Raw genomic sequence first — 26,390 nt, forward strand, 5'->3', positions numbered from 1 at the left:
TCGATGTCGACGCTCTCCGGAGCGAACGGAGAGACGAGTGATGCAGCAGCTTGGCAGGATCGGGACACGGGCGGGCGGGATGATCGGGGAGCCGTATCTGCTGTTCCTCGGCGCCGCGCCTGGACTCGGCTGGGCCAAGACCGCGGCCGGCATCCTCCAGTGGCGGCCGGAACGCTGCGCCGCGCAGCTCCGGCTGCCCGGCTGCGGCATCGACCTCGGTCTTCCCGATATGGCGCCGCAAACGGCGGCGGCGGCGGGCGTGCGCACGATGGTGATCGGCGTGGTCAACTCGGGCGGCTTCATCGATCCGGACTGGGTGCCGGTGATCCTCGCCGCGCTCGCCGCGGGGCTCGACGTCGCGTCGGGGCTTCACCAGCGGCTGTCCGACGATCCCGCGATCGCCGCGGCGGCCGAGCGCCACGGGCGCCGGCTGTGGGACGTGCGCCACACCGACCGCAGGTTCGCGACCGGCACCGGCGAACCGCGCAGCGGGCGCCGCGTGCTGACCGTGGGCACCGACTGCGTCGTCGGCAAGAAATATGCGGCGCTCGCGATCGACCGCGCGCTGCGGGCGCTCGGCGAGGACAGCGACTTTCGCGCGACCGGGCAGACCGGCGTGCTGATCGCCGGCAGCGGCGTCGCGATCGACGCGGTGGTCGCCGATTTCATCGCCGGCGCCGCGGAGTGGCTCTCCCCCGCGGCGGCGCCGACCCATTGGGACGTCATCGAGGGGCAGGGCTCGCTGTTCCATCCCGCCTATGCCGGGGTGACGCTCGGCCTGATCCACGGCAGCCAGCCCGACGCGCTGGTGTTCTGCCATGAACCAGGCCGCAGGCAGATGGGCAGCCTCGACTATCCAGTGCCGGAATTGATCCCTTTCATCGAGGCGAACCTGGCGGCGGCGCGACTGACCAACCCCGACGTTCGCCCCGGTGGCGTGAGCTGCAACACCAGCGCGATGGACGAGGCCGAGGCGATCGCGGTCATGCGCGAGATCGAGGATCGCACGGGCCTTCCCTGCGTCGACCCGTTGCGCCAGGGTGCCGAGCGGATCGCGCGGCACCTCCTCACCATCGTCCCGTGACCCGCCCGACCGGAGACAAGCGTGCCCTTCGCCGAACTCGAAACACCGACGCTGCTGCTCGACCGCGAGCGGCTCGACCATAATCTCGCGCGGATGCGCCGGCATCTCGCGCGGTTCCCGCACGTCCGCCTGCGTCCGCACCTCAAGACCGCCAAGAGCGTCGAGGTGGCGCGGCTGGCGACGGACGGGCCGATCACCGTGTCGACGCTCAAGGAGGCCGAGGTCTTCGCCGACGCCGGCTATTCCGACATCCTCTATGCGGTGGGGCTGTCGCCGGACAAGCTGCCCCGCGTCGCGCGGCTGGGTGCGCGCGGCGTCGCGATGACGGTGATCCTCGACAACCTTCCCGCCGCCCAAGCCGCGGCCGGTTTCGCCCGGAGCGAAGGCGCCGGCTTCAAGGTGCTGATCGAGATCGACACCGACGGCCACCGCGGCGGCCTCCGCCCCGGCGACCCGGCGATCGTCGAGGTCGGCCGCGCCCTCGCCGGCGCCGGGCTGCTTGCCGGCGTGCTCACCCATTGCGGAGGTTCCTATGCGGCGCGATCGGAGGAGGCACTCCGTGCCTTCGCCGCGCAGGAGCGCGACGGCGTGGTCGCCGCCGCGGCGATGCTGCGCGAGGCCGGCCTCCCCTGCCCCGTCGCCAGCGTGGGATCGACTCCGACCGCGCTGTTCGCCGAGGACCTCGCCGGCGTCACCGAGGTGCGCGCCGGCGTCTATGTCTTCCAGGACCTGGTGATGGCCGGGATCGGCGTATGCGCGATCGACGAGATCGCGATCTCGGTGCTCGCGACGGTGATCGGCCACCAGTCCGATCGCGGGCACGTGATCGTCGATGCCGGCTGGATGGCGATGTCGCGCGATCGCGGGACGCAGGCGCAGCCGGTCGACCAGGGCTATGGCCTGGTCCTCGACCTCGACCAGCGCCCGCTCGACGACGCGGTGATGATCGCCGCCAACCAGGAGCATGGCGTGATCGCCGGGCGCGGCGACCGGCCGCTCGACCTCGCGTGCTTCCCGATCGGGCGGCGGCTGCGCATCCTGCCCAATCATGCCTGTGCGACCGCGGCGCAATATTCGGCCTACACCGTCACCGCCGGCGAGCGGGTGGTCGGCTGCTGGCCGCGCTTCAATGCCTGGTGAGCCGGCGATGCGCATCCTGAGCGAGGCCGATGCACGGCGGCTGATCGATGCCGCCGACGCCTTCGCGGTGGTCGAGCGCGGATTCGCCGACGTCGCGCGCGGCGACGCGGTCATGTTCCCGCCGCTCGTCGCGCGGGGATCGGACCCGGCGACGCGGTTCGGCGCCAAGGCGGGGGTCGATCTCGCGCGGCGCTGTCCGGGGATCAAGGTCGGCAGCTATTGGCCGATCAATCGGGCGAAGGGCCTGCCGGCGCACGGATCGACGACGCTGCTGCTCGACGACGAGACCGGCTTCCCGGCGGCGCTGGTCGCGGCGACGCATCTCAACGCGCTGCGCACCGCCGCGGCGGACGCGGTGGCGGTGCATCATCTCGCGCGCGCCGAGGCGGGCGTCATCGCGATCGTCGGCGCCGGCAACCAGGCGTGGTTCGACCTCGAGGCGATCCGCCGCGTCCGGCCGATCCGTTCGGTGCGGGTGTGGAACCGCACGGCTCCCGCCGCCGAGCGCTTCGCCGAACGGGCGCGGCAGTCGGGGCTCGAGGCCGTCGCCACCGAGCTCGAAACGGCGGTTCGCGGCGCCGACATCGTCGTTACCGCCACCGCCGCGCGCGAGCCCTTGATCGCACGGGACTGGGTCGCGCCGGGAACGCACATCTCGGCGATGGGAGCCGACGGGCCGGGCAAGCAGGAGCTGGACGCCGCCCTGGTCGCCGCCGCCCAGCGCTTCGCCGACCTCCCCTCGCAATCGGCGGCGATCGGCGAATGCCAGCACGCCGTCGCGGCCGGGCTGATCGATCCGGCCTCGATCGTCGCGATCGGCGACGTCATCGACGGCCGCGCGCCGGGACGGAAAGGTGCGGACGCGATCACGCTGTTCGACAGCTCGGGCATCGCCGTGCAGGATCTCGCGATCGCCCAGCTCGCGGTCGAGCGCGCCGCCGCTCAGGGGGTGGGAACGCTGCTCGACCTGGCCGGCGGCTAGAGCGATTTCAAGTCGGATGGCACATCCGACGACTCGGAAATCGCGGAAAACAAAGACAATAGAGCATGTTCCGATTCAATCGGATCGGAACATGCTCTAATCCCAGGCTGCGGCGGAGGCCCGGCAGCCGCCGTTGACCCTGGCCCCGCGCCCGCGCACGAACCGGCCGGGCCGTTCGCCAGTCGGCTCACCCCCGGCGAGCACCTGGCGGCCATTGACGAGGACGTCCGACACGCCGGTCGCATAGGCATGGGGCCGGAAATAGGTCGCATGGTCCTGGATCTCGGCGGGATCGAACACCGTCACGTCGGCGATCGCGCCGGCCCGGAGCACGCCGAGATCGGCGAGATGGAAGGTGGCGGCAGGCAGCGAGGTGACCCGCCGCACCGCCTCGGCGACGGAGAGCAGCTTGTCGTCACGGACGTAGCGCGCGAACACCCGCGCGAAGCTGCCATAGGCCCGCGGATGGACGCTCGACCGGAGCGTCGCCCCGGCGGCGGTCAGCGCCGGCCCGTCCGAGGCGAAGCCGATGTAGGGCTTCGCGATCTGGCGGCGCAGATTGGCTTCGGTCATGGTGAAGTAGATCATCTCGATCCGGCTGCCGTCGGCGACGACCAGGTCGACGGCGGCCTCCTCGGGCGAGACGCCGCGCTCGCGCGCCACTTCGGCTAGCGTGCGGCCGGTGAAGCCGCGCAGCGCGGGATTGCGGAAGCCCGCGAAGATCGCGCCGCCCGCGCCGGCGCTGCGCAGCACGTTCTCCCAGCCGCGGGGCGGCGCCTGCATCTCGGCGATCACGCGCCGGCGGATCGCCGGCCGGCGAAGGCGCGCGATCCAGGACGCGGTGCCGCCTTCCTGGACCCAGGGCGGCATCGCCGCGTCGAGGCCGGTGCCCGAGGCGGGATAGGGATACATGTCGGCGGTGACGCGCACGCCGTCCGCGCGCGCCGCCTCGATCATCGCCAGCGCCTCGGCCATCTTCGGCCAGTTGGCGCGGCCGCCGACCTTGATGTGGAACAGCTCGGCCGGCGCGCCGGAGCGGCGGGCGATCTCGATCAGCTCGGCGACCGCCTCCAGGAAGCGGTCGCCTTCGCTGCGGATATGGCTGGCATAGACGCCGCCGCAACGGGCCGCCTCGGCCGCGAGCGCGACCAGCTCGTCGGTGCGGGCGTGGACGCCGGGAACGTAGATCAACGCGGAGCTGACGCCGACCGCCCCCTCCTCCATCGCCTGCCGGACCAGCGTCCGCATCGCATCGAGCTGGCGCGGGCTCGGCTGGACGTCGCCGTTGCCCAGCACGTGCATCCGCACCGTCGCCGCGCCGACATAGCTCGCGACGTTGACCGCGATGCCGCGGCGCTCGAGCGCGGTCATATAGTCGCCGAGCGTCGTCCAGGCGAAAGGCGGCCGCGGCTCGGGCAAGGCGCGCCGCATCGCCGGCGTCAGCGGCCCGGGCGATTCGCCTTCGCTCACGATCTCCAGGGTCACGCCCTGACGGAGGTCGCTTTCGGCAAGCGGCTGATCGACCAGGGTGAACGCGCTCTGGCTCAGCACGTTGATGAAGCCGGGTGCCACCGCCTTGCCGGCGGCGCCGATCTCGCGCTTTCCCCGGCCGGGCGCGCGCGGCCCGACATAGGCGATGCGGTCGCCGACGATCGCCACGTCGCCGACATAGGGGCTGCCGCCGCCTCCGTCGTAGATAGTTCCGCCGCGCACGACGACGTCGAACATGGGTTTCGGCGCGCATCCGGCCAATGCCGCCATCGCCACCGCCATCGCCAAGCGGTGGCTGATCCCGGACATCAGTTGAACACCGGGCCGAACAGCCCCCAGCGCGACAGCGCATAGAGCGCACCGCCCAGCGCCAGGGCCATCGCGGCGAGCGCGCCGCGGCGAGCCATGCTCGTCGCACCCACCGCCGCTGCGATCGCGGTCGCCAGGGCCGCAAAGCCGAGGTATCCGGCGCCGACCAGCGTCAGGATCGTAAGCGGCGGCCAGCTCTCGACATCGGCGGCCGCGATCGCGGGACGCGCCGCGACGAAGCTCACCGGCAGAGCCACGGCCAGGATCGCGCTGCCGAGCATCGCCAGATGCCTCCAACCGCTTTCACGCCATCCGGCCAGCGCGGTCGCCGCGGCCGCCAGCGCGGTGAGCCAAAGCATCGTGTAAAGGAATCCGGGCCGTTGAGCCCAGCCGATCCGCTCGAAGAAACGTATGCCGTTCGGCGCGTAGAAGCGGATGACGCGACCCGACGCATCGCGCTGGAACATGATCCGATCCTCGCCGCCGGCGTCCGGCCGGAACAGCGATGGCGTCAGGCCGGTCCAGAGCTGGTCCCCGTCGGGAGAATCGATCCGCAGCCGGTTGCCGGCGGCGGGCGTGACGTGCGCGATCGATCCTTCGAGCGCCAGCAGCGTCTCGAGCTTGGTGTAGGACCGCCGCGACGTCAGATAATCGCCCGCATAATCTTCGCCGCGGATCGCGACAGCGCGCATCGGCGACGACGCAATCGGAAAGGCGGCGGCGACGATGCCGCGCACCAGATCCGGCTTGGTGCCCCACGCTTCGCCGTTCGCGGCGATGAAAATGCCAAGATCGAGCTCTGGCACGAGCACGAGCATGGCGCGGAAGCCGGTCATCGCGCCGGAGTGCCAATGGACGTCGCGGCCGGCGACCGTCCCGTTCTCGAAGCCGACGGCGAAGTCCGGCGCGCCGGGCCGGTCGCCATAGGATCGCCGCCGCATCGCCGCGACGGTAGCAGGCTGGAGAATCCTGCCCGAATTGATCGCGCCGCCGTTCAGATAGGCGGCCATGAACCGCGCCATGTCGGCTGCGGTCGAAGACATCGATCCGGCCGGCGCCGCCGCGGGATAGATATGGTCGTAGGGGACGGCCCTCACGTCGTCGCCGACGGTGGCATATCCCAGGCTCATGCGCGACGCGAGCGCTGGCGCCATCGCGCCGAACGGCTGGCGGCGACCGGGCAGCGGCGGCTCGGCGACCGCGGTGCTCGTCATCGCCAGCGGCGCCAGCACGCGCTCGGCGACCAGCTCGGGATAGGGCCGGTTCGCGATCCGGGCGACGGCCAGGCCGAGCGCGGATACCGCGAAATTGGAATAGGACGTCGCCTCCCCGACCGGACGTACGCGCGCCGGCACATGATCATGGACGAATGCCTCCGCGGTCGGCATCTCGCCACGGAGCTGGAGCAGGCGGTACATGGTCGCGTCCTCGAACCCCGAACGATGCGCCATCACCGCCCGCGCGGTGATCGGCGCGGCGAAGGTGGCTGCGAAGGTGCCGGCGCCGAGATAGGCGTTGAGGTCGCGATCGAGATCGAGCCGGCCAGCTTCGGCGAGCTGCATCGCCAGCGTGTAGGTGAAGAGCTTGGTCACCGATGCGAGGCGGAACAGTGTGCGATCGGGATCGACGGGACGACGCCGCGCCAGATCGGCATAGCCATAGCCGCGCGACAGCAGCACGCGACCGTGCCGCACGATCGTCACCGCCACGCCGGGCGTGCGGGTGGCGCGCATCCGCTCGCGCACCAGCCGGTCGGTCGCGGCGATCAGCGCGCGCTCAGGATTCCCGGCGGCGGCCGCCGCCGCAACGCTCGGCGCCAGCGCCAGCCAGGCGGCCAGGATCACCGTCAGTCGCCTCACCCGCCTCATGCCCCCAGCAAGCCCGATCGGCCGGGCATTGTCTGCTCCTGCCGGTCCATCCGCTTAGCAATCGCAGTCGCGCAGCCGCTCTCCGAAATGCAAATCTTCCGCCCTCCCGCGCGAAGACGGCCGCGCCGCGCTACGCTGTCCCGCATCGATCCCGACTGCAAGGACCTGCCATGACCGCTCCCAGCTATATCGGCACCGACGGCACATGCTATCCGCTCGACGTGCCGCGATGGCGCGGCGACGACGGCGGACCGCTCGCGATCAGTGATCTTCCCGGCATCGGCCGTGATCGGATCGCGACAGGCGAGCGATCGCTATGGCGCTACGCCGCGGTGCTGCCCTTTCCGATCGCCGCGCCGATCAGCTTCGGCGAGGGCTGCACGCCGCTCGTGCGCCGGCGGTTCGCGGGCGGGACGCCGCTGTTCAAGCTCGACTATGTCTCGCCGACGGGCAGCTTCAAGGATCGCGGCGCCGCGGTGATGATCTCGGCGCTGCGCCAGCTCGGCGTCGACCGCGTGCTGGAGGACAGCTCGGGCAACGGCGGTGCGGCGATCGCCGCTTATGCCGCCGCGGGCGGGCTCGGGGCGAAGATCCTGGCGCCCGCCAGCACCTCGCCGGCCAAGACCGTGCAGATGCGCGCGCACGGCGCCGAGGTCGAGCTGGTGCCCGGATCGCGCCAGGACACCGCCGACGAGGCGGTGCGCCAGTCGGCGCGGATCTTCTACGCCAGCCACAATTGGCAGCCGCTCTTCCTCCAGGGCACCAAGACGCTCGCCTATGAGCTGTGGGAGGACCTCGGCTTCGCCGCGCCGGACAATGTCGTCATCCCCACCGGGGCGGGGAGCAACGTGCTCGGCTGTGACATCGGCTTCAGCGAGTTGCTGCGGCATGGCGAGATCGCGCGGCGGCCGCGCCTGTTCGCCGCGCAGCCGGCCAGTTGCGCGCCGATCGACGCGAGCTTCCGCGCGGGCGCCGAAGGGCTCGTTCCGATCGCGATCTCGCCGACCATCGCCGAGGGCACCGCCATCGCCGCGCCGGTGCGGCTCGGCGACGTGCTGTCCGCGATCCGCCGGTCCGGGGGCGGAACGGTGGCGATCACCGAGGAGGAGATCGTCGCGACGTGGCGCGCACTCGCCGCGCTCGGCTTCTACGCCGAGCCGACCAGCGCCACCGCCGCGGCAGCCTATGCCGCGCTCATCGCGGACGGGACGATCGGGCCGGAGGAGACGACGGTGATCCTGCTCACCGGTGCCGGCGCCAAGGCGACGCCGCGCATCGGCGAGCTGCTCGGCGTGCTCTGAGCCGCGCCGGCTCATCGCCCGGGATTGAAGGCCGCCATCCAGTCGAGCAGGTCGTGGGCGCCCTCGCCGCCGAGGCCGGCGACGATCTCAACATAGTCGACGTCGCGTTCGCCCTGGCCGAGCTTCATCAGGGGCGCTGCGGTCCGGACACGCGCCTCGAAGCCGATGATCCGGCTCGCCAGCAGCGTGTACCGCGCGCCCATCTCCCCCAAGGACCAGGGGCACGGCCGTTCCTGTTCCATCGCCGTCACCAGATCGTGGAGATGCGCCGCAATCCAGTCATCGTCGTCGATCAGCGTCATCACGACGTCGAAACGCGCCGCCGCATAGTTCCAGGTCGGCGCCTGGGTCCGGTCGCTCAGCCATGATGGCGAGACATAGCCCTGCGGCCCCATCGCCAGCACGGCAGCACGCGGATCGGCGCGCAGCCGCTCGGTCAGGGGGCTGTGCCGCGGGAAATGGCCGCGGATCGCGACCAGCGTCCCGTCGTGGCCGCGCACCGGCCGGACCGGAAGCGGGATCGCGAAGGGCGCCTCGCCAGGCGCGACGATCCACGCCAGCGGATGGGCCTCGATCAGCGCGGCGAAGTCGTGCGCGCCGCTCATGCGGCCGGACCGCACCACAGCGGATCCTCGCAGCGCACCGTGCCGCCGGCATAGGTCGCGGCCGGCTCGCGATCGCGCGCCAGCAGCAGCGGTCCGTCGAGATCGACGATGTCGCAGACCTGTCCGAGCAGATAGGCGGGCGCCAGCGCCAGCGACGTCCCGACCATGTTGCCGACCATCACGCCCAGCCCGAGCCGCCGCGCCTCGCGTGCCATCGCGAGCGCGCGGGTGAGGCCCCCGCACTTGTCGAGCTTGATGTTGACCATGTCGAACAGGCCGGCGACCGCGGCGAGGTCGCCGATGTCCTGTACCGATTCGTCGGCGGCGGTGGCGATCGGCGACGCCAGTTTGGCCATCTCCGCCTCCTGGCCGATCGCGAAAGGCTGCTCGATCAGCGCGACCCCGGCCTCGACCAGCACCGGCAGCAGCGCCTCCAGCCGCGGACGGTCGTAGCCGCGGTTGGCGTCGACGCCGAGCCACACGTCGGGCCGGCTTTCGCGCACCAGCGTCACGCGCGCGGCATCGTCATCGTCGCCGACCAGCTTGAGCTTGAGCGCAGCCGCGCCGGCGAAGTCGCGCGCGCGGCTGGCCATCGCGGCGGGCACGTCCGCGCCGATCGTCCAGGTGGTGAGCAGCGGGCGCGGCTCGGCCAGTCCGGCTCGGTGCCACACCGGCTCGCCGGCGCGACGCGCCTCGAGCGCCCAGAAGGCGGCATCGAGCGCGTTGCGCGCGCCACACGCCGGCAGCAGCGCCTGCAGCGCCATGCGATCGGCGCCGGCCTCGATCGCCGGCGTGACCGCGGCGATATCCGAAAGCATCCGGGCGACGGTATCGTGCCGGTAATCGACCCCGCACGCCTCGCCGCGGCCGACGTGGTCGCCGTCACGCAGCTCGACCACGACCACTTCCGATTCATGATAGGTGCGTCCCGTGATCCGGAACGGCACCGCCAGCGGCCAGCGCTCGTGCGCTGCGTTCACTTTCATCGACCGGCTCCCATTGTGCGGAGCCCGGTCTCGCATCGAGCGCGCGGGCGCACTTCGCCATAAGGCCGCCGTGCTTTGCAACTGTGCTGACGGCGCAATTGCGAAGACCGGCGCCCGTCCCGCGAAGCCGTGGCGGCGGATCGCGGGCAGGATCCCGCCATGACGAAGCTTCGCCCGATCCACCGATTGCCGCTGATCGCCCTGGCCCTGCTTTCCGCACCACTGGTGGCCGAGACGGCACCTGGACGCTCCAATGTCGCCCAACTCGCCAAGTCGGCCGCCGTCGCCAAGCTGCTCGCCGATATCCGCGCCGACGAGCCGCAGGCGATCGCGGACCAGATCGCGATCACCGAAATCCCCGCGCCGCCGTTCAAGGAAAGGAGACGCGCGGAGGACTATCTGCGCCGTGTCCACGTACTCGGCCTCGACGACGCGACGATCGACGCGGAGGGCAATGTCGTGGCCCTGCGGCGCGGCACCGGCAAGGGGCCGCTGCTGGTCGTCTCCGCGCATCTCGACACCGTTTTTCCCGCCGGCGACAGCGTTGCGGTGACCCGGCGCGACGGACGGCTCTACGGCCGCGGCATCGCCGACGACGGGCGCGGGCTGACGGTGCTGCTGTCGATACTGCGCGCGCTGGAGCGGTCCCGCATCCGCACCGTCGGCGACATCCTGTTCGTCGCCACCGTCGGCGAGGAAGGGATCGGCAACCTGCGCGGCACCAAGGCGCTGTTCCGCGATCGGCGCGACATCGACGGTTTCATCACCGTCGAGCCCGGGTTCGACGGGATCGTCGGGATGGCCAATGGCGCGACCGGCAGCCGGCGCTGGGACCTGACCTTCGAGGGCCCCGGCGGCCACAGCTTCGAGGCGTTCGGCACGCCGAGCGCGATCCATGCCCTGGGCCGGGCGATCGCGCGGATCGCCGAGCTGCGCCCGCCGGCCGATCCCAAGACGACCTTCAACGTCGGCGTGGTCTCCGGCGGCACCTCGGTCAACACCGTCGCCGCCAGCGCGACGATGACGGTCGACATCCGCTCCAACACCAACGAAGCGCTCGCCGCGATGGAACAGCAGGTGCTTGCCGCCGCCGAACGCGGCGCGGCGGACGAGAATGCGCGCTGGGGCGCGAGCTCGATCCGGGTCGGGCGCAAGCTGCTCGGCGATCGCGGTGCCGGAGCGACCCCGGCGTCCTCGCCGATCGTGCGCGCGGCCAGCGATGCCGCGGTCGCGCTCGGTCGGCCGGCGCCGATCCTCGTCCATACCAGCACGGACAGTAACGTGCCGATCTCGCTCGGCATTCCCGCGCTGATGATGACCGGCGGGGGAAAGGCGGGCGGGCTCCACTCGCCGGGCGAATGGTTCGATCCGCAGGAGTCCTGGCTCGGCACCCAGTCGGTGCTGCTGACCGCGCTCGCGCTGGTCGGGGTCGACGGGATCGCGGAGCCGATGCTGGAGCGCCGGACCTCGCCCTGATCCCGGATGACCTATCGGCCGTCGAGGTGGCCGATCAGCACGCCTTCCTGGGCCATGCGCCGCATCTGGATCGGGGCGACGCCGAACGCAGCCTTGAACGCGCGGGTGAAGCTCGGCGGATGTTCGTAGCCGGTCTCGAGCGCGATCTCGATCATCGACATCTGCGATCCGCGCACCAGCTCGAGCGCCCGCTCGAGCCGCAGCCGGTCGCGCATCTGGCCGACGGTGTCGCCATAGACGCGGCGGAATCCCATCTGCAGCTTCTGCCGCGTCAAGCCCACCACCGACGCGAGCTCGGCGATGGTCCAGGGCTCGTCCAGCGAGCGTTCGATATAGCGCTTGGCCCGCGCCAGCTTGTCGAAGTCACCGCCGCTCATGCTGACGCCGTTAAGCTGGTCCTCGCAATTGCTGCGGAACGAGAACAGGATCAGGCAGGCGAGCTCGAGCGCCTTGGCGGTGAGGAAGGCGCGGCGGACGCTGCCGCGATAGGCGCATTCCAGGATCTGGTGCGCGGCCAGCGACGCCGCCGGCGAGAGCGGGACGTTGTGATAGGGCAGCGGCGCCTGGCCCTCGACATACGCCGCCACCGTCGGCGGCAGATCGTCGGGCATGATCTGGACGACGTCGCCGAACAGGTCGCGATCGATCACGACGCTCACCCATTTGAGCGTGCGATCGGGTTCGTAGAGCGTCTCGAACCCGCCGTCCGAGCCCATGCCGTAGAGCGTACAGTGGCCGTTGGCGAGCTTGCCGTCGATCCCGCTCGGGTCGCGGATCTCGACGCCACCGTTGAGCACCGCCGACAGCACGAGCTGGTCCTCGAAGCTGTGGCGGCGCGGGATGTACTGGCAGGTCACCATGTCGACGATCAGCAGCGCCAGTCCCGGACGAAGCTGGTAGAATTCCCAACCGCCGATCGCGATCTCGGAATCATAGACGTGGCGGATGCCCCCGCTCGCGCCGAGCGACTGACGCTGCCCGTCGGTCACCCGCGTCGGTGCCGCGCCGGCGTGATGCTGCTCGTCCAGCGCCGAGCGGAACATCGCGATGCTCCGCACTGCCGCGGGAGCGAGTGGCGTGCCGGGCAAGGGCGTAGCACCTGAAAGGCGGCCGGCTGTCATGGTACCGACATGCTGCACCGCAGAATAGGAACCTGCAACCATCATTCGACCATGGCCTCCAGACCGGTGTTCACGATCGAGACGGCCGGCCAGCGATCGCGCCATGGCGAAGCCTCCTCCAGGGCCGCGGCGAGAGCGAGCAGGCGCGCCTCGTCGCCGCGCGTGGCGGCGAACATGCACCCGATCGGCAGGCCGGTGTCGTTCCAATGCAGCGGCAGCGAGATCGCCGGTGCGCCGACCAGGTTGTGGAGCTGGGTGTAGCCGAGATAGCCAAACATCGCCGGCATCAGCGTCTCGAACGGACGGGTCGGCGCCAGCGTGCCGAGCAGCGGCGGCGGATCGCGGACCACGGGCGAGAGCACCATGTCGAACCGCTCCAGCGCCGATTCCCAGCGCATGGTGGCCGCCGCGGCATCAGCCAGCGCCCGTTCGAGCTGGTCCGGGCCGAGCCGCGCTCCCCAGCCGGCCAGGCCGAGCGTCCAGGGCTCCAGCACCTCCTCGACCGCACGGCCCGCGATCAGCGGTGCCACGCCCGCCATCGCCTCGTGCGCGAGATAGCCCCAGATGACCTTGAACGCGCGCGCCACGGCACCGCCGTCGACGATCCCCGTAACCGGCTCGATCTCGTGGCCGAGCGCGCGACAGAGACCTGCGGCGCGGCCGACCGCCTCGGCGACGTCGCGGTGGGGCTCCTCCCCTTCCAGGGTGCGCGTTACCATCGCGATCCGGAGCGGCCGCGCGGGGGTGACCTGCCTCTCGTAACGATGCCCGGTGGCCGCCGTCGCCCAGGTGACGTCCCGTACCGATCGCGCGAGCAGCGTGTCGCCGACCAGCATGTCCTCGACGACATGCGCCGGCCGCGCGCGGACATGGCTGCCACGCCCTGGCTTCAGTCCGACGACCCCGCAGCACGATGCCGGAATTCGGATCGAACCGCCGCCGTCCGCCGCATGGGCGAGCGGCACCATGCCCGCCGCGACCGCCGCGGCGGCACCCCCGCTCGATCCGCCTGCCGAGCGATCGCGTGCCCAGGGGTTGCGGACCGGACCGTAGAGCACCGGCTCGGTGGTCGGCAGCAGCGCGAATTCGGGGGCGCTGCTCTTGCCGAGCGCGACGAGGCCCGCGGCGTCGAGCCGTTCGACATAGGGGAAGGCCGATCCGGGCCCCACGGGCGGCACATCCGCAAAGGCGCGGCTGCCGTAGCGGGTCGGCATACCCGGATAGCTCAGCCCCTCCTTGACGAGATAGGGGACCGGCATCGCCTTGGTGCCGTCGACTCGCGCCCGCGCCTGGTCGAACGCGCGGTGGCTGACGGCGTTGATCGCGCCATCGAGCGCTTCGATGCGGACGATCGCGGACTCGACCAGCTCCGCCGCGGTCACCTCGCCGCCATGCACCAGCGCAGCCTGATCATGGGCATCCAGCCGGCCGATGGCGAAGGCGTCGTCGCGGGTCATGCCGGCACGCGCTCCGCAATGCCGTCGCCACGCAACAGTCGCCACAGCCCGATCGTCAGCAGCGGCGCGACGAACACCGCGAGGAAATAGGCGGAGATGAAGCGATAGCCGTGCGCGATCAGTGCAACCAGCCCGACCGCCGCGGCAAGATAGAGCGTGAACACCAACGCCCCGAGCGCCACCGCCGGCCTCACCCAATACGGCATCGGCCGCGCGTTCTCCGCCATGGCCGCCGCGATCCGCTCGTTGAGACCGTGCAACAGCCCCACGCCGGTCTTCACCAGCGCGCCGAAGATCACCAACTCGACCAATGCTCCGAGCGCCGGAATGTCGATCGCTGCGAGCACCGCCGTCACCGGCAGCGGCGACGCGATGATCGCCGGATAGAAGGCCGACAGCGCGAGCAGGAAGGCCAGCCCCGGCGCCAGCACGAGCGGTCCGGTGATTGCGCCGGCGACCAACGCTTCGCGGGGCGAGGCGAAATCGCGCGCGACGAAGATCAGGATCGGCAGCAGCGGAATATTGTAGCCGGTATAGGCGAGGCCATTGGCGATCGCATCGCCGAGATCGATCGGCGCCATCGCGATCGCCGCCCCCATTTGGTCGCCGAAGCGCATCAGCACGACGACCAGCATCGATCCATAGGTGACGTAGAACAGCAGCGACCATGCCGAAATCACCCGCTCGACGAAGGCGCTGCCGAATACCACCAGCCCGGCAACGATGGTGATGAACCCGACCGCGTTCGCCATCGACGGCGTGCCGAGCACCTCCGCCAGCAGCTTGCCCGCCGCCGCCGACACCACCGACAGCACCAGCAGCAGCGACAGCGCGTAGCCGAGCTCGAACAGGAACCAGAACCGTCCGAGATAGACCTTGCAGAAGCTGCGATAATCGAAGGCGCGGAAGCGGCGCGCCAGCTCGAACGAGATCATGGCGCCGATGCTGAACAAGGCGGCCGTCAATGCGAAGCCGACGAAACCGGTGGCGGGCCCGCTTTGCAGGAAGAATTCGACGAGCTCGCGCCCCGTGGCATAGCCACCTCCCACGAGCACCGCCTGGATGACCAGCCCGGGAACGACATAGCGGGAAAAGTAGCTCGTGATGGCGCGCACCCTCCGTCTGCTCCGCAGCTATGCGGGAAATCACATATCTTCCGGTGAAGAGCCATCAGGTCTTTGCGATCGAGACCGCCTCCTTAGCGGTTCGTACAAGTCCGCAGGCCGGTAAAGGGGGCGGCAAAAGGAACGGCCGTGCCTAAGGCGCGAAATTCCAGAACTGGAATGTGAGTAAATCTTTCTCCACGAGACTTTAAAGGGCTTTTCTCTGCGCATCTTCCGAGCCGATGGTAAGCATTTCAGCCGGCAGACAGCGGCGGCGCGATCTCCGGCTCCTTCAGAGCCGGGTGCGCAGCGTCGCCACGACGTTGCGAGGATCGCCATGGGCCTCGGTCGACCCCCAGCGGACGTCATAGCCGCTGAATCTATCGATCCGCTTCGGCCGGGCCGCTTTCGCCGCGGCGCCGGATATGGTCCGGGGGACGGACCCTCAGTCTCCCGAACTATCGAACATGAGCAGGGTGACCCCCTGCCGGCGCAGCGTCACGTCCACGCTCGCCCGGCCACCGTTGACCGTGATAGCTTGGGGCGGTCCCACCGGCTCGAGCGCGGAGGCCTTCTCGAGAGCAGCATATTGGGCGGCGTCGGGCGATTGCGGGGATCCCAACGCCTTCCATGCGCTGAACGCATTGGCATGGCTCTCGTCGACCAGCCATTGCGTCAAATGGCGGCTCTTGCCGCGGCCCAGCCCCGCGAGGTTCACGCGGATGGCAGCGTCGGGACCGGCAAGATCGTCGTCATGATAGTGCCAGATGAGGATCGCCAGCTGCCCGTCGGCTGTCCTGGTGGCGATCGTGCCGATGTCAGGGGCACCGCGCACCCCCTGCTCCACCATGGCGGCAAGCGGGATCTGGCCGCTGCTTCGAGCCGCGATCCGCGTGTCGCCCAGCTTGGCGAACAGCCGGAACACGTTGAGCACCGGCAGGTCGATCCCGTTGGTGGCAAGCTGGCGATAGCCCGCGAACCAGGGCTGATCCTCGAAGGTGAAGGCCCAGGTGAGCGCACCTTCGACGTTCACCTTGTGCTGGTCGGCAAGGTCCCAGATCCGCGCGAAGCTGGCGGCGGTGTAGCTCGAGTACATCGTGCCGTTGCGATAGGCGTTCTGCGGACCGGGACAGGCGGCGCACCCCTCGGGATCGCTCTCGCCGATGACGATCGGCTTTCCCGCCAGCTCGGGGACGGCGGCGATCTTGGCGAAGCCGTTGCTCACGCCCTTCAGATGCGCTGCAATCCCCATGCGGACATGCCCGTCGACGAAGGTCGGCTGCCCCTTGGCGTGAAAGGCAAGGAAGTCGGTCGGCGTGCCGATCCTGCCGGTGGCATGGTTGGTGCCGTCCACGACATGGGCGAGGAACTTGTCCATGAACGCGCCACCCGATCCGGCGACATCGGGCCCGCCTACGCGCGCGGTGGGAAGCGCCCGGCGCACGGCGTCGATCGCATAGTCATGGAGCTTGTTGAACTCCTCCTGCGTGCCCGTCCAATAGGACGGGCCGTTGGGTTCGTTCCAGACCTCGAAATACCAGCTTTCGACCTCGGCGCGACCGTAGCGTTCGACGTTGTGCTTCGTCCATTGATAGACGAGCTCGGCCCATTTGGCGTAATCCTTGGGCAGCGCGTTCCATGCTCCGGCGATGAGATCATAGGCGAAGCCTGGACGCCAGGCGTGTTGATATGGCGTTCCTGGCGGCGCCGAGGACAGTGCCTCCGGCATGAAGCCGATCTGGAGATAGGGCCTGACCCCGCGCGCGCGATAGGTGTCGATGATCCGGTCGACGACGGTCCAATCATAGACGGGCTTGCCGTCAGCATCCTCGGTATAGATGTTGGTGCTGCCCCATTTGAACGCGGGCGTGCCGTCGCCCGTGTTGAGCAGGTTGTGCGCGCGGAAGTACACCGCGCCCGGCTTCAGCGCACCCAGATGGGCGAGCAGCTTCCGGCCGTCCTTCATCGTCGCGTAATTGGGCTCGTCCGCGCCGAAGAAGCGCCAGATCGGCTTGAGCGGACCGCGCGAAACGGCGGCGTCGACGTCGATGGTGACGGCGATGCTGGCCGGCGCCGGCGCTGCGGCCGAGGACCCGCGCGGAGATGCCGCGGCGTGAAGTACCGTCCCGATCAGAAGCGCAGCCGCCGCAGCCCCCCTCGCGATCCGCATCATCGCCCGCATCATGCCCCTTCTGACAAAGCAGCGTTCCGTAACGGCGGCTTTGCAGGATCAATTAGCAGGTATCTGAACGACCGCTAGTGGGCGCGAAGTCGCCGATGTCCGCTGATATCGGGCCTGCTTCTCCGTCCTGGTTCACTGTCGGCACACGGACGCCAACTGGTCCGCCTTGGAAAACTGGTCCAATTCTGAAGAGAGCCCTGCGGGGCATGGGAATTGGAGAAAGATATGCCGTCAGCGATCTACGCCGGAGCAAATCATTGCGAATCGTCATCCGGCAGATACGCGATCCCCAATCCGCCAAGCGCAGCGGCTTGCGCAGGCGCCACCTCCGCATCTCCGCAAACAAATCCTCAAGCCGGCGTCACGAACAGCTTGAAACTCGCCGGCAGGCGCTTCGGCATCGCGCCCTCGAGCACCTTCTCGATCGCGCCGATCGCCGCGGTGAGGTCACGCGGCGCATAGGGCTTGGCCAGGCATCCTGCTGCCAGCGCGCGCGCTGCGCTCGGACAGTCGCCAGTCACGAACAGCACCGACAACCCGCGCGCATTCGCCGCCCGCGCCACCTCAATTCCGCTGCCGTCCGCCAAGGTGAGGTCGACCAGCACCAGGTCGATCGCCGCGTCCTCGTCGATCAGCGCTACCGCTTCCGCGACGCGGTCGACCGTGGCGACGATCTCGAAACGCTCTTCGCTCAGATGGTGCTCGGTAGCGAACGCGATCAGCGGCTCGTCCTCAACGATGAGGATGCGGGTGATCCGGCGCGGCTTCCTGGCGAACAACATGATTGCCTCCCGCCTTGCTTAACGTAGTCGGCGGCGGCGTGCCGCAAAGAAATTTTGTCCTCACCCGTATCTCCGCGCTAAGGCGCCCCATGGCCAGGATGACCGGCAAGGACCCCCAGCGTATCGCCAAGCTGCTCGCCCGCGCGGGCGTGGCGTCGCGGCGCGAGATCGAGCGGATGATCGGCGAAGGCCGTATCGCGCTGAACGGTGCACCGGTTGAAACGCCGGCGACGCTGCTGCCGTCGCTGCGCGGCGTCACCGTCGACGGCCAGCCGGTGAAGGAACCCGCGCCTGCCCGCCTGTTCCTGTTCCACAAGCCGGTCGGCGTCCTCACTGCCGCCCAGGATCCGCAGGGCCGTCCCACCATCTACGACCGGCTGCCCAGGGACCTCCCGCGCCTGGTGCCGGTCGGCCGGCTCGATCTCAACACGGAGGGGCTGCTGCTCCTCACCACCGACGGCGAGCTCAAACGCCAGCTCGAGCTCCCGTCGACCGGCGTCGAGCGCCGCTATCGCGCCCGCGCCTATGGCCAGGTCAGCCAGCAGCAGCTCGAGGCACTGATCGAGGGCATCGAGATCGACGGCATCCGCTACGGCGCGATCGATGCCAATCTCGAGCGCCGTACCGGTGCCAATGTCTGGATCGAGCTGACCTTGAAGGAAGGCAAGAACCGCGAGGTCCGCCGCGTGCTCGAGCATCTCGGACTCAAGGTCGGGCGCCTGATCCGCACCCGCTACGGCCCGTTCGTGCTCGGCGACCTCCCAGCCGGCGCGGTCGGCGAGGTACGTCAGGCCGATCTGATCGCGTTCCGGCAATCGCTGCGGAAGGGTAAGGAGCAGGCGGCCGTCACCGTCGGGCCGATCGCGCCTGCCGAGCTGGCGCAAGCGCCAGGCTCCAGGTCCAAGCCGGCCAAGGCCGGTGCGACACCCCCCGCCCGCCTTCCTTCCAAACGTCACCCACGCGAAGGCGGGGATCCGTTCTCGCCGAAGTCGCGGGGGACCGCGAAGCCGGCCAGAACGGATCCCCGCGTTCGCGGGAATGACGATAAGGTCGAGGCGCCGTCCAACCGCCCGACCCGCTCCCCCCGCCCACCCAAACGCAAGGCCGGCTGGGCAAGGCCGAAGTCCAAGCCCGGAACGCGCCGCAAATGAGGATCATCGCCGGCCAGTGGCGCGGCCGCCCGCTGGTGGCGCCGCCGGGCGACGCCACCCGGCCAACCGCCGACCGCACCCGCGAGGCGCTGTTCTCGATGCTGGCCAGCCGTCTGGGCAGCTTCGACGGGTTGGCGGTCGCGGACCTGTTCGCCGGCTCGGGTGCGCTCGGGCTGGAAGCCCTGTCGCGCGGCGCCGCGACCTGCCTGTTCGTCGAGCAGGACCGCAAGGCGCTCGAGGTCCTCAAGGCGAATATCGCGAAGCTCGGCGCCAGAGAAACGGACGTCCGCGCGACCTCGGTCCTGTCGCTCGGTCACGCTCCCGCGCCGCTCGACCTGATCCTGATGGACCCGCCCTATGCGAGCGGTGCCGGCTATGTCGCGCTGGACAAGCTCGCCCGCCTCGGCTGGACCGGCCCCGCTACCTGGATCAGCATCGAGACGGCACGCGACGAGACGGTCTCCGTCGCCGGATTCGAGATCGACGCCGAGCGGGTGCACGGCAAGGCGAAGCTGAGCTTGCTGAGGGCGAAGACCAATCACTCCCTCTCCCCTTCGGAGAGGGAGGAGTCGGCTCGGGCATAGCCCAAGAGGGACGGTGATCACACCTCCAGCACCGCCACTCCGGCATCGCGCCGCGTCCGCAGCACGAGCAGCGCCCCGAGACTGAGCAGCGATGCCGCCGCCAGATAGAGCCCCACCAACGTCAGTCCGCCGCGCTCGGCCAGCGCCTGCGCCACCACCGGCGTCAATCCGCCGCCGATGATGCCGGCCAGGTTGAAGGCCAGGCTCACCCCCGTATAGCGCACCCGCGCGGGATAGAGGCTCGGCAGCCACGCGCCGAGCGGGCCATAGACGAACCCCATCACGAACAGCGAAAAGGCGAGCGCGGCAAAGATCAGCGCCAGCGAGCCCGATCCCAGACCCGGCGCGAGCAACAGCCCCGCCACCACCGCGCCGACGCAGCCCCAGGTCAGCACATTGTTGGGACTGGTGCGATCCGCCCAGATTCCCGACAGCACGATGCCGACCGCCATGAACAGGATCGCGCCGAGCTGCAGTCCCAGGAAAACCTCGCGATCGATGTGCAGCGTCGTCGTCGCATAGCCGAGCGCGAAGGCGGTCGCGAGGTAGTAGACGGCGAAGCAGGCGACTGCCCCCAACGTCCCGCCGACCGCCTTGCCCCAATGATCGCGCAGCAGCTCGCCGATCGGCACCGCAGGCGGCGGCCCTTGCTCGAGAACCTTCGCAAAGGCGGGCGTCTCCGCGATCTTGAGCCGCACCCAAAGGCCGAGACCGACCAGGATGACCGACAGCAGGAACGGCACGCGCCAGCCCCACGCCATGAAGTCGGCGGGCGTCATCACCAGCCCCAGCACCAGGAACAGGCCATTGGCGGCGATGAAGCCGATCGGCGCGCCGATCTGCGGCACCATGCCGTAGCGCCCATGCCAGCCCGGCGGCGCATATTCGACCGCGAGCAGCGCCGCCCCGCCCCATTCGCCGCCGAGCCCGAAGCCTTGGCCGAACCGCAGGATGCACAGCAGTACCGGCGCCAGCCAGCCAGCGGTCTGATAGGTCGGCAGGAACGCGATCGCCAGCGTCGATCCGCCCATCAGCATCAGGCTGGCGACCAGTGTCGACTTGCGCCCGATGCGGTCGCCGTAGTGACCGAACGCCCAGGCCCCCACCGGCCGTGCGAGGAAGGCGACCGCCAGGCTCGCATAGGCGGACAGGAGTTGGATCGACGGATCACCCGTCGGAAAGAACAATGGCCCGAACACCAGCGCCGCTGCGGTCGCGTAGATGTAGAAATCGTAGAACTCGACCGACGTGCCGACCAGGCTCGCCAACAGCACCCGCCGGTGCGCGCCCATCCCCCGTATGCTCATGGGCGTCACCGTTCGTCGCATCCGGGCGGGCCGTCAACCCGCTCGTTCATTCGCCGGTCAGGCACGATACGTCACCAACCCGGCAGCGCCGCAAAGGGAGGACGACATGCGCGATCGCAACCGCATTATGCTCGCCGCCGTGGCCGCGTTCGCCGCCGGGGCGCTCGCCTACGCCAATCCCGCGCACAAGATCGAGCACCGTGTCGTCAAGGACGAAAGGGTGGCGAAGAAGAGCTTCCATGCCCTTCTCGCCGATTGTCCGATCGACTGGGATCAGGCGCCGGTTGCCCGCGCGATGCTCAGCATCACCCAGTAGAGGAAACCCGACAGCACCATCGCCGCGGGGAGCGTCAGCACCCACGCCAGCACCATGTTGACGATCGTGCGCGGCTGCAGCCCGGCACCGCTCGCCACCGATGCGCCGGCGACGCCCGAGGTGAGGATGTGCGTGGTCGACACCGGCAGCCCCCAGCGGTCGGCGGCCAGGATCGTGCTGGCGGCGACGAGCTCGGCCGCCGCGCCGATGCCGTAGGTCATGTGCTGCTTGCCGATCTTCTCGCCGACCGTGACCACGATCCGCTTCCAGCCGACCATGGTGCCGAGCCCGAGCGCCAGCGCCACCGAGATCTTGACCCACAGCGGGATGAAGCGCGTGCCGTTCTGGAGAGAGGCCTGATAGTCGTTCACGGCCTTGAGCGCCGCGGCGTCGCCGAAGCCGGCAGCCGCATCGCCCTGGGTCGCGAGCTTGCTGGTGTCGAGCACCAGATACATGTCGTTGCGCAGGTTCGGCGTCGCGCTCGCCGGCACCGCGCGGATCGAGCCGTAGCCCTCGACGCGGCCGGCGATGTCGCGCGTCGTCGTCGCCAGCGCCGCGAAGGTCTCGGGCGAATCCGCCTTCCGCGCCTGGAGAGCGCGCGTCATCATCTCGCGCGCCTGCTCGACCGGCACCACGACCCCGTTCGCCCGCGCATCGAACGCCGCGGCAGCGCGATGGGCGGTCTCGACGAAGGCAGGCGTCGCGCTCGCCGGCAAGGTGCGGTTGAGCGCATAGGCGGTGGGGGCGCAACCGATCAGGATCAGCATGATCAGGCCCATCCCTTTCTGCCCGTCGTTGCTGCCGTGGGCGAAGGAGACGCCGGTGCAGGTGAAGATCAGCAGCGCCCGGATGCCGACCGGCGGCGGCGTGCCGGCGCGCGGGGTCGTGTAGAGCTTGGGATTGCGTAGCAGCACCCGCATCACGAGCAGCAGCAGGCACGCGCCGACGAAGCCCATCAGCGGACTGAATACGAGCGCCGACAGCACCTTCTGCGCCTGGCTCCAGTCGACGCCGGCGGTGCCGCCCTTGGAACCCGCCGAAATGAGTTGGTTGGCGACGCCGACGCCCAGCACCGACCCGATCAGCGTGTGGCTCGACGAGTTGGGCAGGCCGACATACCAGGTCGCGAGGTTCCAGATCACCGCTGCCAGCAGCAGCGCGAAGATCATCGCGAAGCCTGCGCTCGATCCCACGTTGAGGATCAGGTCGACCGGCAGCAGCGTGATGATCGAATAGGCGACTGCGCCCGACGACACCATCACGCCCAGGAAGTTGAAGAAGCCCGACCAGACCACGGCGAGGTGCGCGGGCATCGAATTGGTGTAGATCACCGTCGCGACGGCATTGGCGGTGTCGTGGAAGCCGTTCACGAACTCGAAGCCGAGCGCGATCAGCATCGCCAGCGCGAGGAAGGCGAACACGCCGACCGCCAGCGTCTCCCCGACGCCCGCGGTATCGGTCATCACGCTCCAGCCGGCATAGAGGAAGCCGCCGACGAGCATAAGGCCGAAGATCCACTTCGCCGCGGGGTGCGAAGGAGCGTCGAGCCGCGGCCGTGGCGGCGCGACTTCACCCGACTCATCGGGCGCGAGAGCGATGCTGGTCATGATCGGCCCCGCCCTTCGCCGACTTGTGTGACAATAAGATGACAATCTCCACTATCCCTGTCCCTCCGGGAGAGGGAAGGAGCGCCGAAGGCGCGGGAGGGGAGGGTGACTACAGCCGGCGAGGGTCACCCTCACCATCCCACTCGCCGTCGTCGAGCGGGCCCTCAGCCCTTCCAGAGGGAGAGGGATCTATCCCGCTTGCCCCCAATGCCGCCGTTCCCTAACTGTTCACCGATGTCCGTCCCCGCCCCCTCGCCCCAGGATCCGCCCTATCTCCAGGGCCTCAATGCGCCCCAGCGCGAGGCGGTGCTCACCACCGACGGCCCGGTGCTCGTCCTCGCCGGCGCCGGCACCGGCAAGACCGCGGCGCTCACCGCCCGGCTCGCGCACCTGCTCTATACGCGCAAGGCCTATCCGTCGGAGATCCTCGCCGTCACCTTCACCAACAAGGCGGCGCGCGAGATGCGCGAGCGTGTGCGGGGCCTTGTCGGCGACGCGGTCGAGGGGATGCCGTGGCTCGGCACCTTCCACGCGATCGGCGCGAAGATGCTCCGCCGCCACGCCGAGCTGGTCGGCCTGCACAGCAACTTCACCATCCTCGACACCGACGACCAGCTCCGCCTCCTCAAGGCGCTGATCGCCGTCGCCGGCATCGACGAGAAGCGCTGGCCCGCCCGCGCCCTCGCCGGCCATATCGATGCGTGGAAGAACAAGGGGCTGCTGCCGAAGGACGTCGATGCCGGCGAGTCGGAGCTCTACGCCAACGGCAAGGGCGCGCAGATGTACGCCGCCTACCAGGAGCGGCTGCGCGCGCTCAACGCCTGCGACTTCGGCGACCTGTTGCTCCACATGCTGACGATCCTCAAGACCGACCGCGAGGTGCTCAGCCTGTACCAGCAGCGCTTCCGCTACATCATGGTCGACGAGTATCAGGACACCAATTCCAGCCAGTATCTCTGGCTCCGCCTGCTCGCGCAGGAGCGGAAGAACATCTGCTGCGTCGGCGACGACGATCAGTCGATCTATTCGTGGCGTGGCGCGCAGGTGGAGAACATCCTCAAGTTCGAGCGCGACTTCCCCGGTGCCCGGGTGATCCGGCTCGAGCAGAACTACCGCTCGACCCCGCACATCCTCGCCGCTGCCTCAGGGGTGATCGCCCACAACGGCGGCCGCCTCGGCAAGACCTTGTGGACCGAGGCGAGCGAGGGCGAGAAGGTCCGCGTGATCGGCGTGTGGGACGGCCCCGAGGAGGCCCGCCGCGTCGGCGACGAGATCGAGGCGGCCGCACGCGCCGGCACCAGCCTCAACGACATCGCCATCCTGGTCCGCGCCCAGCACCAGACCCGCGAGTTCGAGGACCGCTTCATCGCGATCGGGCTCAACTACCGCATCGTCGGCGGCTTCCGCTTCTACGAGCGCGCCGAGATCCGCGATGCGCTTGCCTATCTGCGCGTCGTCGCGCAGCCGGCGGACGATCTCGCGTTCGAGCGCATCGTCAACGTCCCCAAGCGCGGCCTCGGCGACAAGGCGGTGGCGAGGCTCCACCAGCTCGCGCGCGCCGAGCGGGTGCCGCTCTCCATCGCGGCCGCCCGTATCCTCGACACCGACGAGATGACCGGCGCCGCGCGCAAGTCGCTCGGCAACCTGATCGCCGATTTCGCCCGCTGGCGCGAGAAGGTGGACGAGCTCCCCCACCCCGAGCTCGCCCGCCAGATCCTCGACGAGAGCGGCTATACCGCGATGTGGCAGGCCGACCGCTCGGCCGAGGCCGCCGGCCGCCTGGAGAACCTGGGCGAGCTGATTCGCGCGATGGAGGAGTATGAGAGCCTCGGCGCCTTCCTCGAGCACGTCAGCCTGGTGATGGACAACGACGCCGCCGACGAGGGGGCGAAGGTCACGATCATGACCATCCACGCCGCCAAGGGACTGGAGTTCGACACCGTGTTCCTCGCCGGTTGGGAGGAGGGACTGTTCCCCTCGCAGCGCGCGCTCGACGAGGGCGGGCTCGCGTCGCTGGAGGAGGAACGCCGCCTCGCCTATGTCGCGATCACCCGCGCGCGGCAACGCGCGGTGATCCTTCACGCCGCCAACCGCCGCATCTACGGCCAATGGACCAGCTCGATCCCGAGCCGCTTCATCGGCGAGCTGCCCAAGGCACACACCGCCGAGGAGACCACCATGTCCGGCGGCGAGAGCCTGTGGCGCGCCAACTGGAGCGAGCGCGCCGATCCCTTTGCGGACGTGGGTCGCGGCACCGGTCGGGGCCCCGGCTGGCAGCGCGCCGCCGGCACGCTCGGCGGCAAGCCCGGCGGCGACTGGACCAGCCGCACCTTCACCCGCGAGCCGACCCGCATCCGTGAGAACACATCGAGCGCCGTCAGCCTCGGCAACAAGGGCCGCAGCGACTTGTCACTCGGCCAGCGCGTGTTCCACCAGAAGTTCGGTTACGGCATCATCGCCGAGATCGAGGGCAACAAGCTCGAGATCGACTTCGAGGTGGCGGGCCGGAAACGAGTGATGGACAGCTTCGTAACGGCGAATTGACGGAGCGGCCGCCGACCGCCTGCCGAAACAGGAAAAGGGCCGCCGGGAATCCCGACGACCCTCAATTCCCAACGTCGGCCGATCAGTTGCTATCCGAATCGTCGTCGTCGTCATCCAGCGCGAGCACGATCGCCGCCGCGCCGATCGCAAGCGAGGCGACAACGCCGATCCAGGCGCTGCCGGTGAGGCGGCTCTTGCCGTCGAGGCTCGACGACGCGCGCACCTGCGGCGCATTGGCAACGGACAGACGCGCGGCCGGATTGGCAAGCGCGGGCGTAGCAACGAGAGACAGCGCAAGCGCTGCGGACGTCAAAAGTCTGGCACGCATAAAAGACCCCTTCGACAAATGAACCTCAGCAATGCGTAACGCGCTCCACTGCCTTGGTTGCCCGGCGGTCCCATCCGGAAACAGATATTTGCACGCTACAGTTCAGACATAGCCCGAACAGGGCTCCACGACAAGCATGTCGGTGACCCCGCCCGACAAGCTTCGTGACGGTCGTTAACCCGCGGATTGCGCGATCGGTTCCACTTTCATCAGTGTCACACCGGCGTATTTCTCCAGCTCGGCGTCGAACAGGCTGCTGAGCTCGAATGGCCGTTCAGTCACCCGCAGCCCGCCGAGACCGGCCAGCTTGAAGGTGGCGAGCTTCGGCTCGCGCACCATCACCATGTTACGCGACACGGTCACCGCGTCGACGTAGAGCTCGCCGTGCCGCGTGTAGAGGATATGCGGCGCGACGACGATGTTCGCGCGATTGTAGATCGCGGTCAGGCAACGCTGGCGCACGATCGCTTCCAGGATCGGCGCCGTCGGATTGACGGGCGCGTTCGCGGCAGGAGAGGCGTCGATCAGGTACATGAGACCCCGTCTACACGATTATGTTGCGTTGCAGCAATAGTTGTATGATTATTCGGTCGCCGAGCCGCCCGATCATCGCGGCGACCGCCGGTTGCGCCCCGATCGTTCAGCAACCATCTTGGTTTCCGCTCC

General features: G+C 69.5%; 22 protein-coding genes. 9 read left to right on the forward strand and 13 right to left on the reverse strand.

Annotated features, from left to right (window positions below; translation table 11 throughout):
- Window positions 1–40: 40 nt before the first annotated feature.
- From dgcN to ACMGER_RS12535, 3 genes are read left to right on the forward strand one after another with little or no spacing between them, the layout of a single operon-like run.
- Window positions 41–1,084, forward strand: coding sequence for an N-acetyltransferase DgcN (gene dgcN / locus ACMGER_RS12525; protein ID WP_436812875.1), 1,044 nt, complete (start codon window positions 41–43; stop codon window positions 1,082–1,084).
- 21 nt (window positions 1,085–1,105) lie between these two features.
- Entirely contained in the window at window positions 1,106–2,224 is a 1,119-nt protein-coding gene (locus ACMGER_RS12530) for an alanine racemase (protein WP_436812468.1), read from the forward strand.
- Between the two features lie 7 nt (window positions 2,225–2,231).
- On the forward strand, window positions 2,232–3,206 hold the full coding sequence (locus tag ACMGER_RS12535; protein ID WP_436812469.1) for an ornithine cyclodeaminase family protein: 975 nt from the start codon (window positions 2,232–2,234) through the stop codon (window positions 3,204–3,206).
- A 96-nt stretch (window positions 3,207–3,302) separates the two neighbouring features.
- On the opposite strand, the gene ACMGER_RS12540 is transcribed toward ACMGER_RS12535, so the two are convergent.
- The gene (locus ACMGER_RS12540; protein WP_436812470.1) at window positions 3,303–5,006 is read right to left on the reverse strand and encodes an N-acyl-D-amino-acid deacylase family protein; all 1,704 of its coding nucleotides are present in this window, start codon (window positions 5,004–5,006) and stop codon (window positions 3,303–3,305) included.
- Complete coding sequence (locus ACMGER_RS12545) at window positions 5,006–6,850, reverse strand: serine hydrolase domain-containing protein (protein ID WP_436812471.1); 1,845 nt, start codon at window positions 6,848–6,850, stop codon at window positions 5,006–5,008. The genes ACMGER_RS12540 and ACMGER_RS12545 overlap by 1 nt, the downstream gene beginning before the upstream one ends.
- A 194-nt stretch (window positions 6,851–7,044) precedes the next feature.
- Between ACMGER_RS12545 and ACMGER_RS12550 the strand changes: the two genes are divergently transcribed.
- Window positions 7,045–8,175 (forward strand): pyridoxal-phosphate dependent enzyme, encoded by a 1,131-nt coding sequence (locus ACMGER_RS12550; RefSeq protein WP_436812472.1) that lies wholly within the window; start codon window positions 7,045–7,047, stop codon window positions 8,173–8,175.
- 11 nt (window positions 8,176–8,186) lie between these two features.
- On the opposite strand, the gene ACMGER_RS12555 is transcribed toward ACMGER_RS12550, so the two are convergent.
- Both ACMGER_RS12555 and ACMGER_RS12560 read right to left on the reverse strand, forming a co-directional pair.
- Window positions 8,187–8,795 carry an FMN-binding negative transcriptional regulator gene (locus ACMGER_RS12555; protein ID WP_436812473.1) on the reverse strand — a complete coding sequence of 203 codons (609 nt, stop codon included), beginning with the start codon at window positions 8,793–8,795 and terminating at the stop codon, window positions 8,187–8,189.
- Window positions 8,777–9,766, reverse strand: a complete 990-nt coding sequence (locus ACMGER_RS12560; protein ID WP_436812474.1) for a dipeptide epimerase — start codon at window positions 9,764–9,766, stop codon at window positions 8,777–8,779. Before ACMGER_RS12560 ends, ACMGER_RS12555 begins: the two co-directional genes overlap by 19 nt.
- 159 nt (window positions 9,767–9,925) lie before the next feature.
- Here ACMGER_RS12560 and ACMGER_RS12565 point away from each other — a divergent pair, with 159 nt between their 5' ends.
- Entirely contained in the window at window positions 9,926–11,242 is a 1,317-nt protein-coding gene (locus tag ACMGER_RS12565) for a M20/M25/M40 family metallo-hydrolase (RefSeq protein WP_436812475.1), read from the forward strand.
- A gap of 11 nt (window positions 11,243–11,253) precedes the next feature.
- On the opposite strand, the gene ACMGER_RS12570 is transcribed toward ACMGER_RS12565, so the two are convergent.
- From ACMGER_RS12570 to ACMGER_RS12590, 5 genes are all read right to left on the reverse strand, one after another.
- Complete coding sequence (locus tag ACMGER_RS12570; protein ID WP_436812476.1) at window positions 11,254–12,285, reverse strand: helix-turn-helix domain-containing protein; 1,032 nt, start codon at window positions 12,283–12,285, stop codon at window positions 11,254–11,256.
- Between the two features lie 119 nt (window positions 12,286–12,404).
- Window positions 12,405–13,820, reverse strand: a complete 1,416-nt coding sequence (locus ACMGER_RS12575) for an amidase family protein (RefSeq protein WP_436812477.1) — start codon at window positions 13,818–13,820, stop codon at window positions 12,405–12,407.
- Window positions 13,817–14,935 (reverse strand): hypothetical protein, encoded by a 1,119-nt coding sequence (locus tag ACMGER_RS12580; protein WP_436812478.1) that lies wholly within the window; start codon window positions 14,933–14,935, stop codon window positions 13,817–13,819. The genes ACMGER_RS12575 and ACMGER_RS12580 overlap by 4 nt, the downstream gene beginning before the upstream one ends.
- A gap of 433 nt (window positions 14,936–15,368) precedes the next feature.
- Window positions 15,369–17,105, reverse strand: a complete 1,737-nt coding sequence (locus ACMGER_RS12585) for a GH39 family glycosyl hydrolase (protein WP_436812479.1) — start codon at window positions 17,103–17,105, stop codon at window positions 15,369–15,371.
- Between the two features lie 350 nt (window positions 17,106–17,455).
- Window positions 17,456–17,887 (reverse strand): response regulator transcription factor, encoded by a 432-nt coding sequence (locus ACMGER_RS12590; RefSeq protein ID WP_436812480.1) that lies wholly within the window; start codon window positions 17,885–17,887, stop codon window positions 17,456–17,458.
- Between the two features lie 89 nt (window positions 17,888–17,976).
- Here ACMGER_RS12590 and ACMGER_RS12595 point away from each other — a divergent pair, with 89 nt between their 5' ends.
- Entirely contained in the window at window positions 17,977–19,038 is a 1,062-nt protein-coding gene (locus ACMGER_RS12595) for a pseudouridine synthase (protein ID WP_436812481.1), read from the forward strand.
- Entirely contained in the window at window positions 19,035–19,622 is a 588-nt protein-coding gene (gene rsmD, locus ACMGER_RS12600; protein ID WP_436812482.1) for a 16S rRNA (guanine(966)-N(2))-methyltransferase RsmD, read from the forward strand. The genes ACMGER_RS12595 and rsmD overlap by 4 nt, the downstream gene beginning before the upstream one ends.
- A 17-nt stretch (window positions 19,623–19,639) precedes the next feature.
- Here rsmD and ACMGER_RS12605 read toward each other — a convergent pair whose 3' ends face one another.
- Window positions 19,640–20,929 carry an MFS transporter gene (locus ACMGER_RS12605; RefSeq protein ID WP_436812483.1) on the reverse strand — a complete coding sequence of 430 codons (1,290 nt, stop codon included), beginning with the start codon at window positions 20,927–20,929 and terminating at the stop codon, window positions 19,640–19,642.
- Between the two features lie 106 nt (window positions 20,930–21,035).
- Here ACMGER_RS12605 and ACMGER_RS12610 point away from each other — a divergent pair, with 106 nt between their 5' ends.
- Window positions 21,036–21,245, forward strand: a complete 210-nt coding sequence (locus tag ACMGER_RS12610) for a hypothetical protein (RefSeq protein ID WP_436812484.1) — start codon at window positions 21,036–21,038, stop codon at window positions 21,243–21,245.
- On the opposite strand, the gene ACMGER_RS12615 is transcribed toward ACMGER_RS12610, so the two are convergent.
- Window positions 21,203–22,852, reverse strand: a complete 1,650-nt coding sequence (locus ACMGER_RS12615; RefSeq protein ID WP_436812485.1) for an inorganic phosphate transporter — start codon at window positions 22,850–22,852, stop codon at window positions 21,203–21,205. The genes ACMGER_RS12610 and ACMGER_RS12615 overlap by 43 nt on opposite strands.
- Window positions 22,853–23,086: 234 nt before the next feature.
- Between ACMGER_RS12615 and ACMGER_RS12620 the strand changes: the two genes are divergently transcribed.
- Complete coding sequence (locus tag ACMGER_RS12620; protein ID WP_436812486.1) at window positions 23,087–25,396, forward strand: ATP-dependent helicase; 2,310 nt, start codon at window positions 23,087–23,089, stop codon at window positions 25,394–25,396.
- A gap of 82 nt (window positions 25,397–25,478) precedes the next feature.
- Here ACMGER_RS12620 and ACMGER_RS12625 read toward each other — a convergent pair whose 3' ends face one another.
- Together ACMGER_RS12625 and ACMGER_RS12630 are read right to left on the reverse strand one after the other, a co-directional pair.
- Window positions 25,479–25,724, reverse strand: coding sequence for a hypothetical protein (locus ACMGER_RS12625; protein WP_436812487.1), 246 nt, complete (start codon window positions 25,722–25,724; stop codon window positions 25,479–25,481).
- A gap of 174 nt (window positions 25,725–25,898) precedes the next feature.
- Window positions 25,899–26,258, reverse strand: a complete 360-nt coding sequence (locus tag ACMGER_RS12630; protein ID WP_436812488.1) for a WYL domain-containing protein — start codon at window positions 26,256–26,258, stop codon at window positions 25,899–25,901.
- Window positions 26,259–26,390 lie beyond the last annotated feature (132 nt).

It is taken from the genome of Sphingomonas astragali, assembly GCF_051400615.1.
Classification (GTDB): Bacteria; Pseudomonadota; Alphaproteobacteria; order Sphingomonadales; family Sphingomonadaceae; genus Sphingomonas.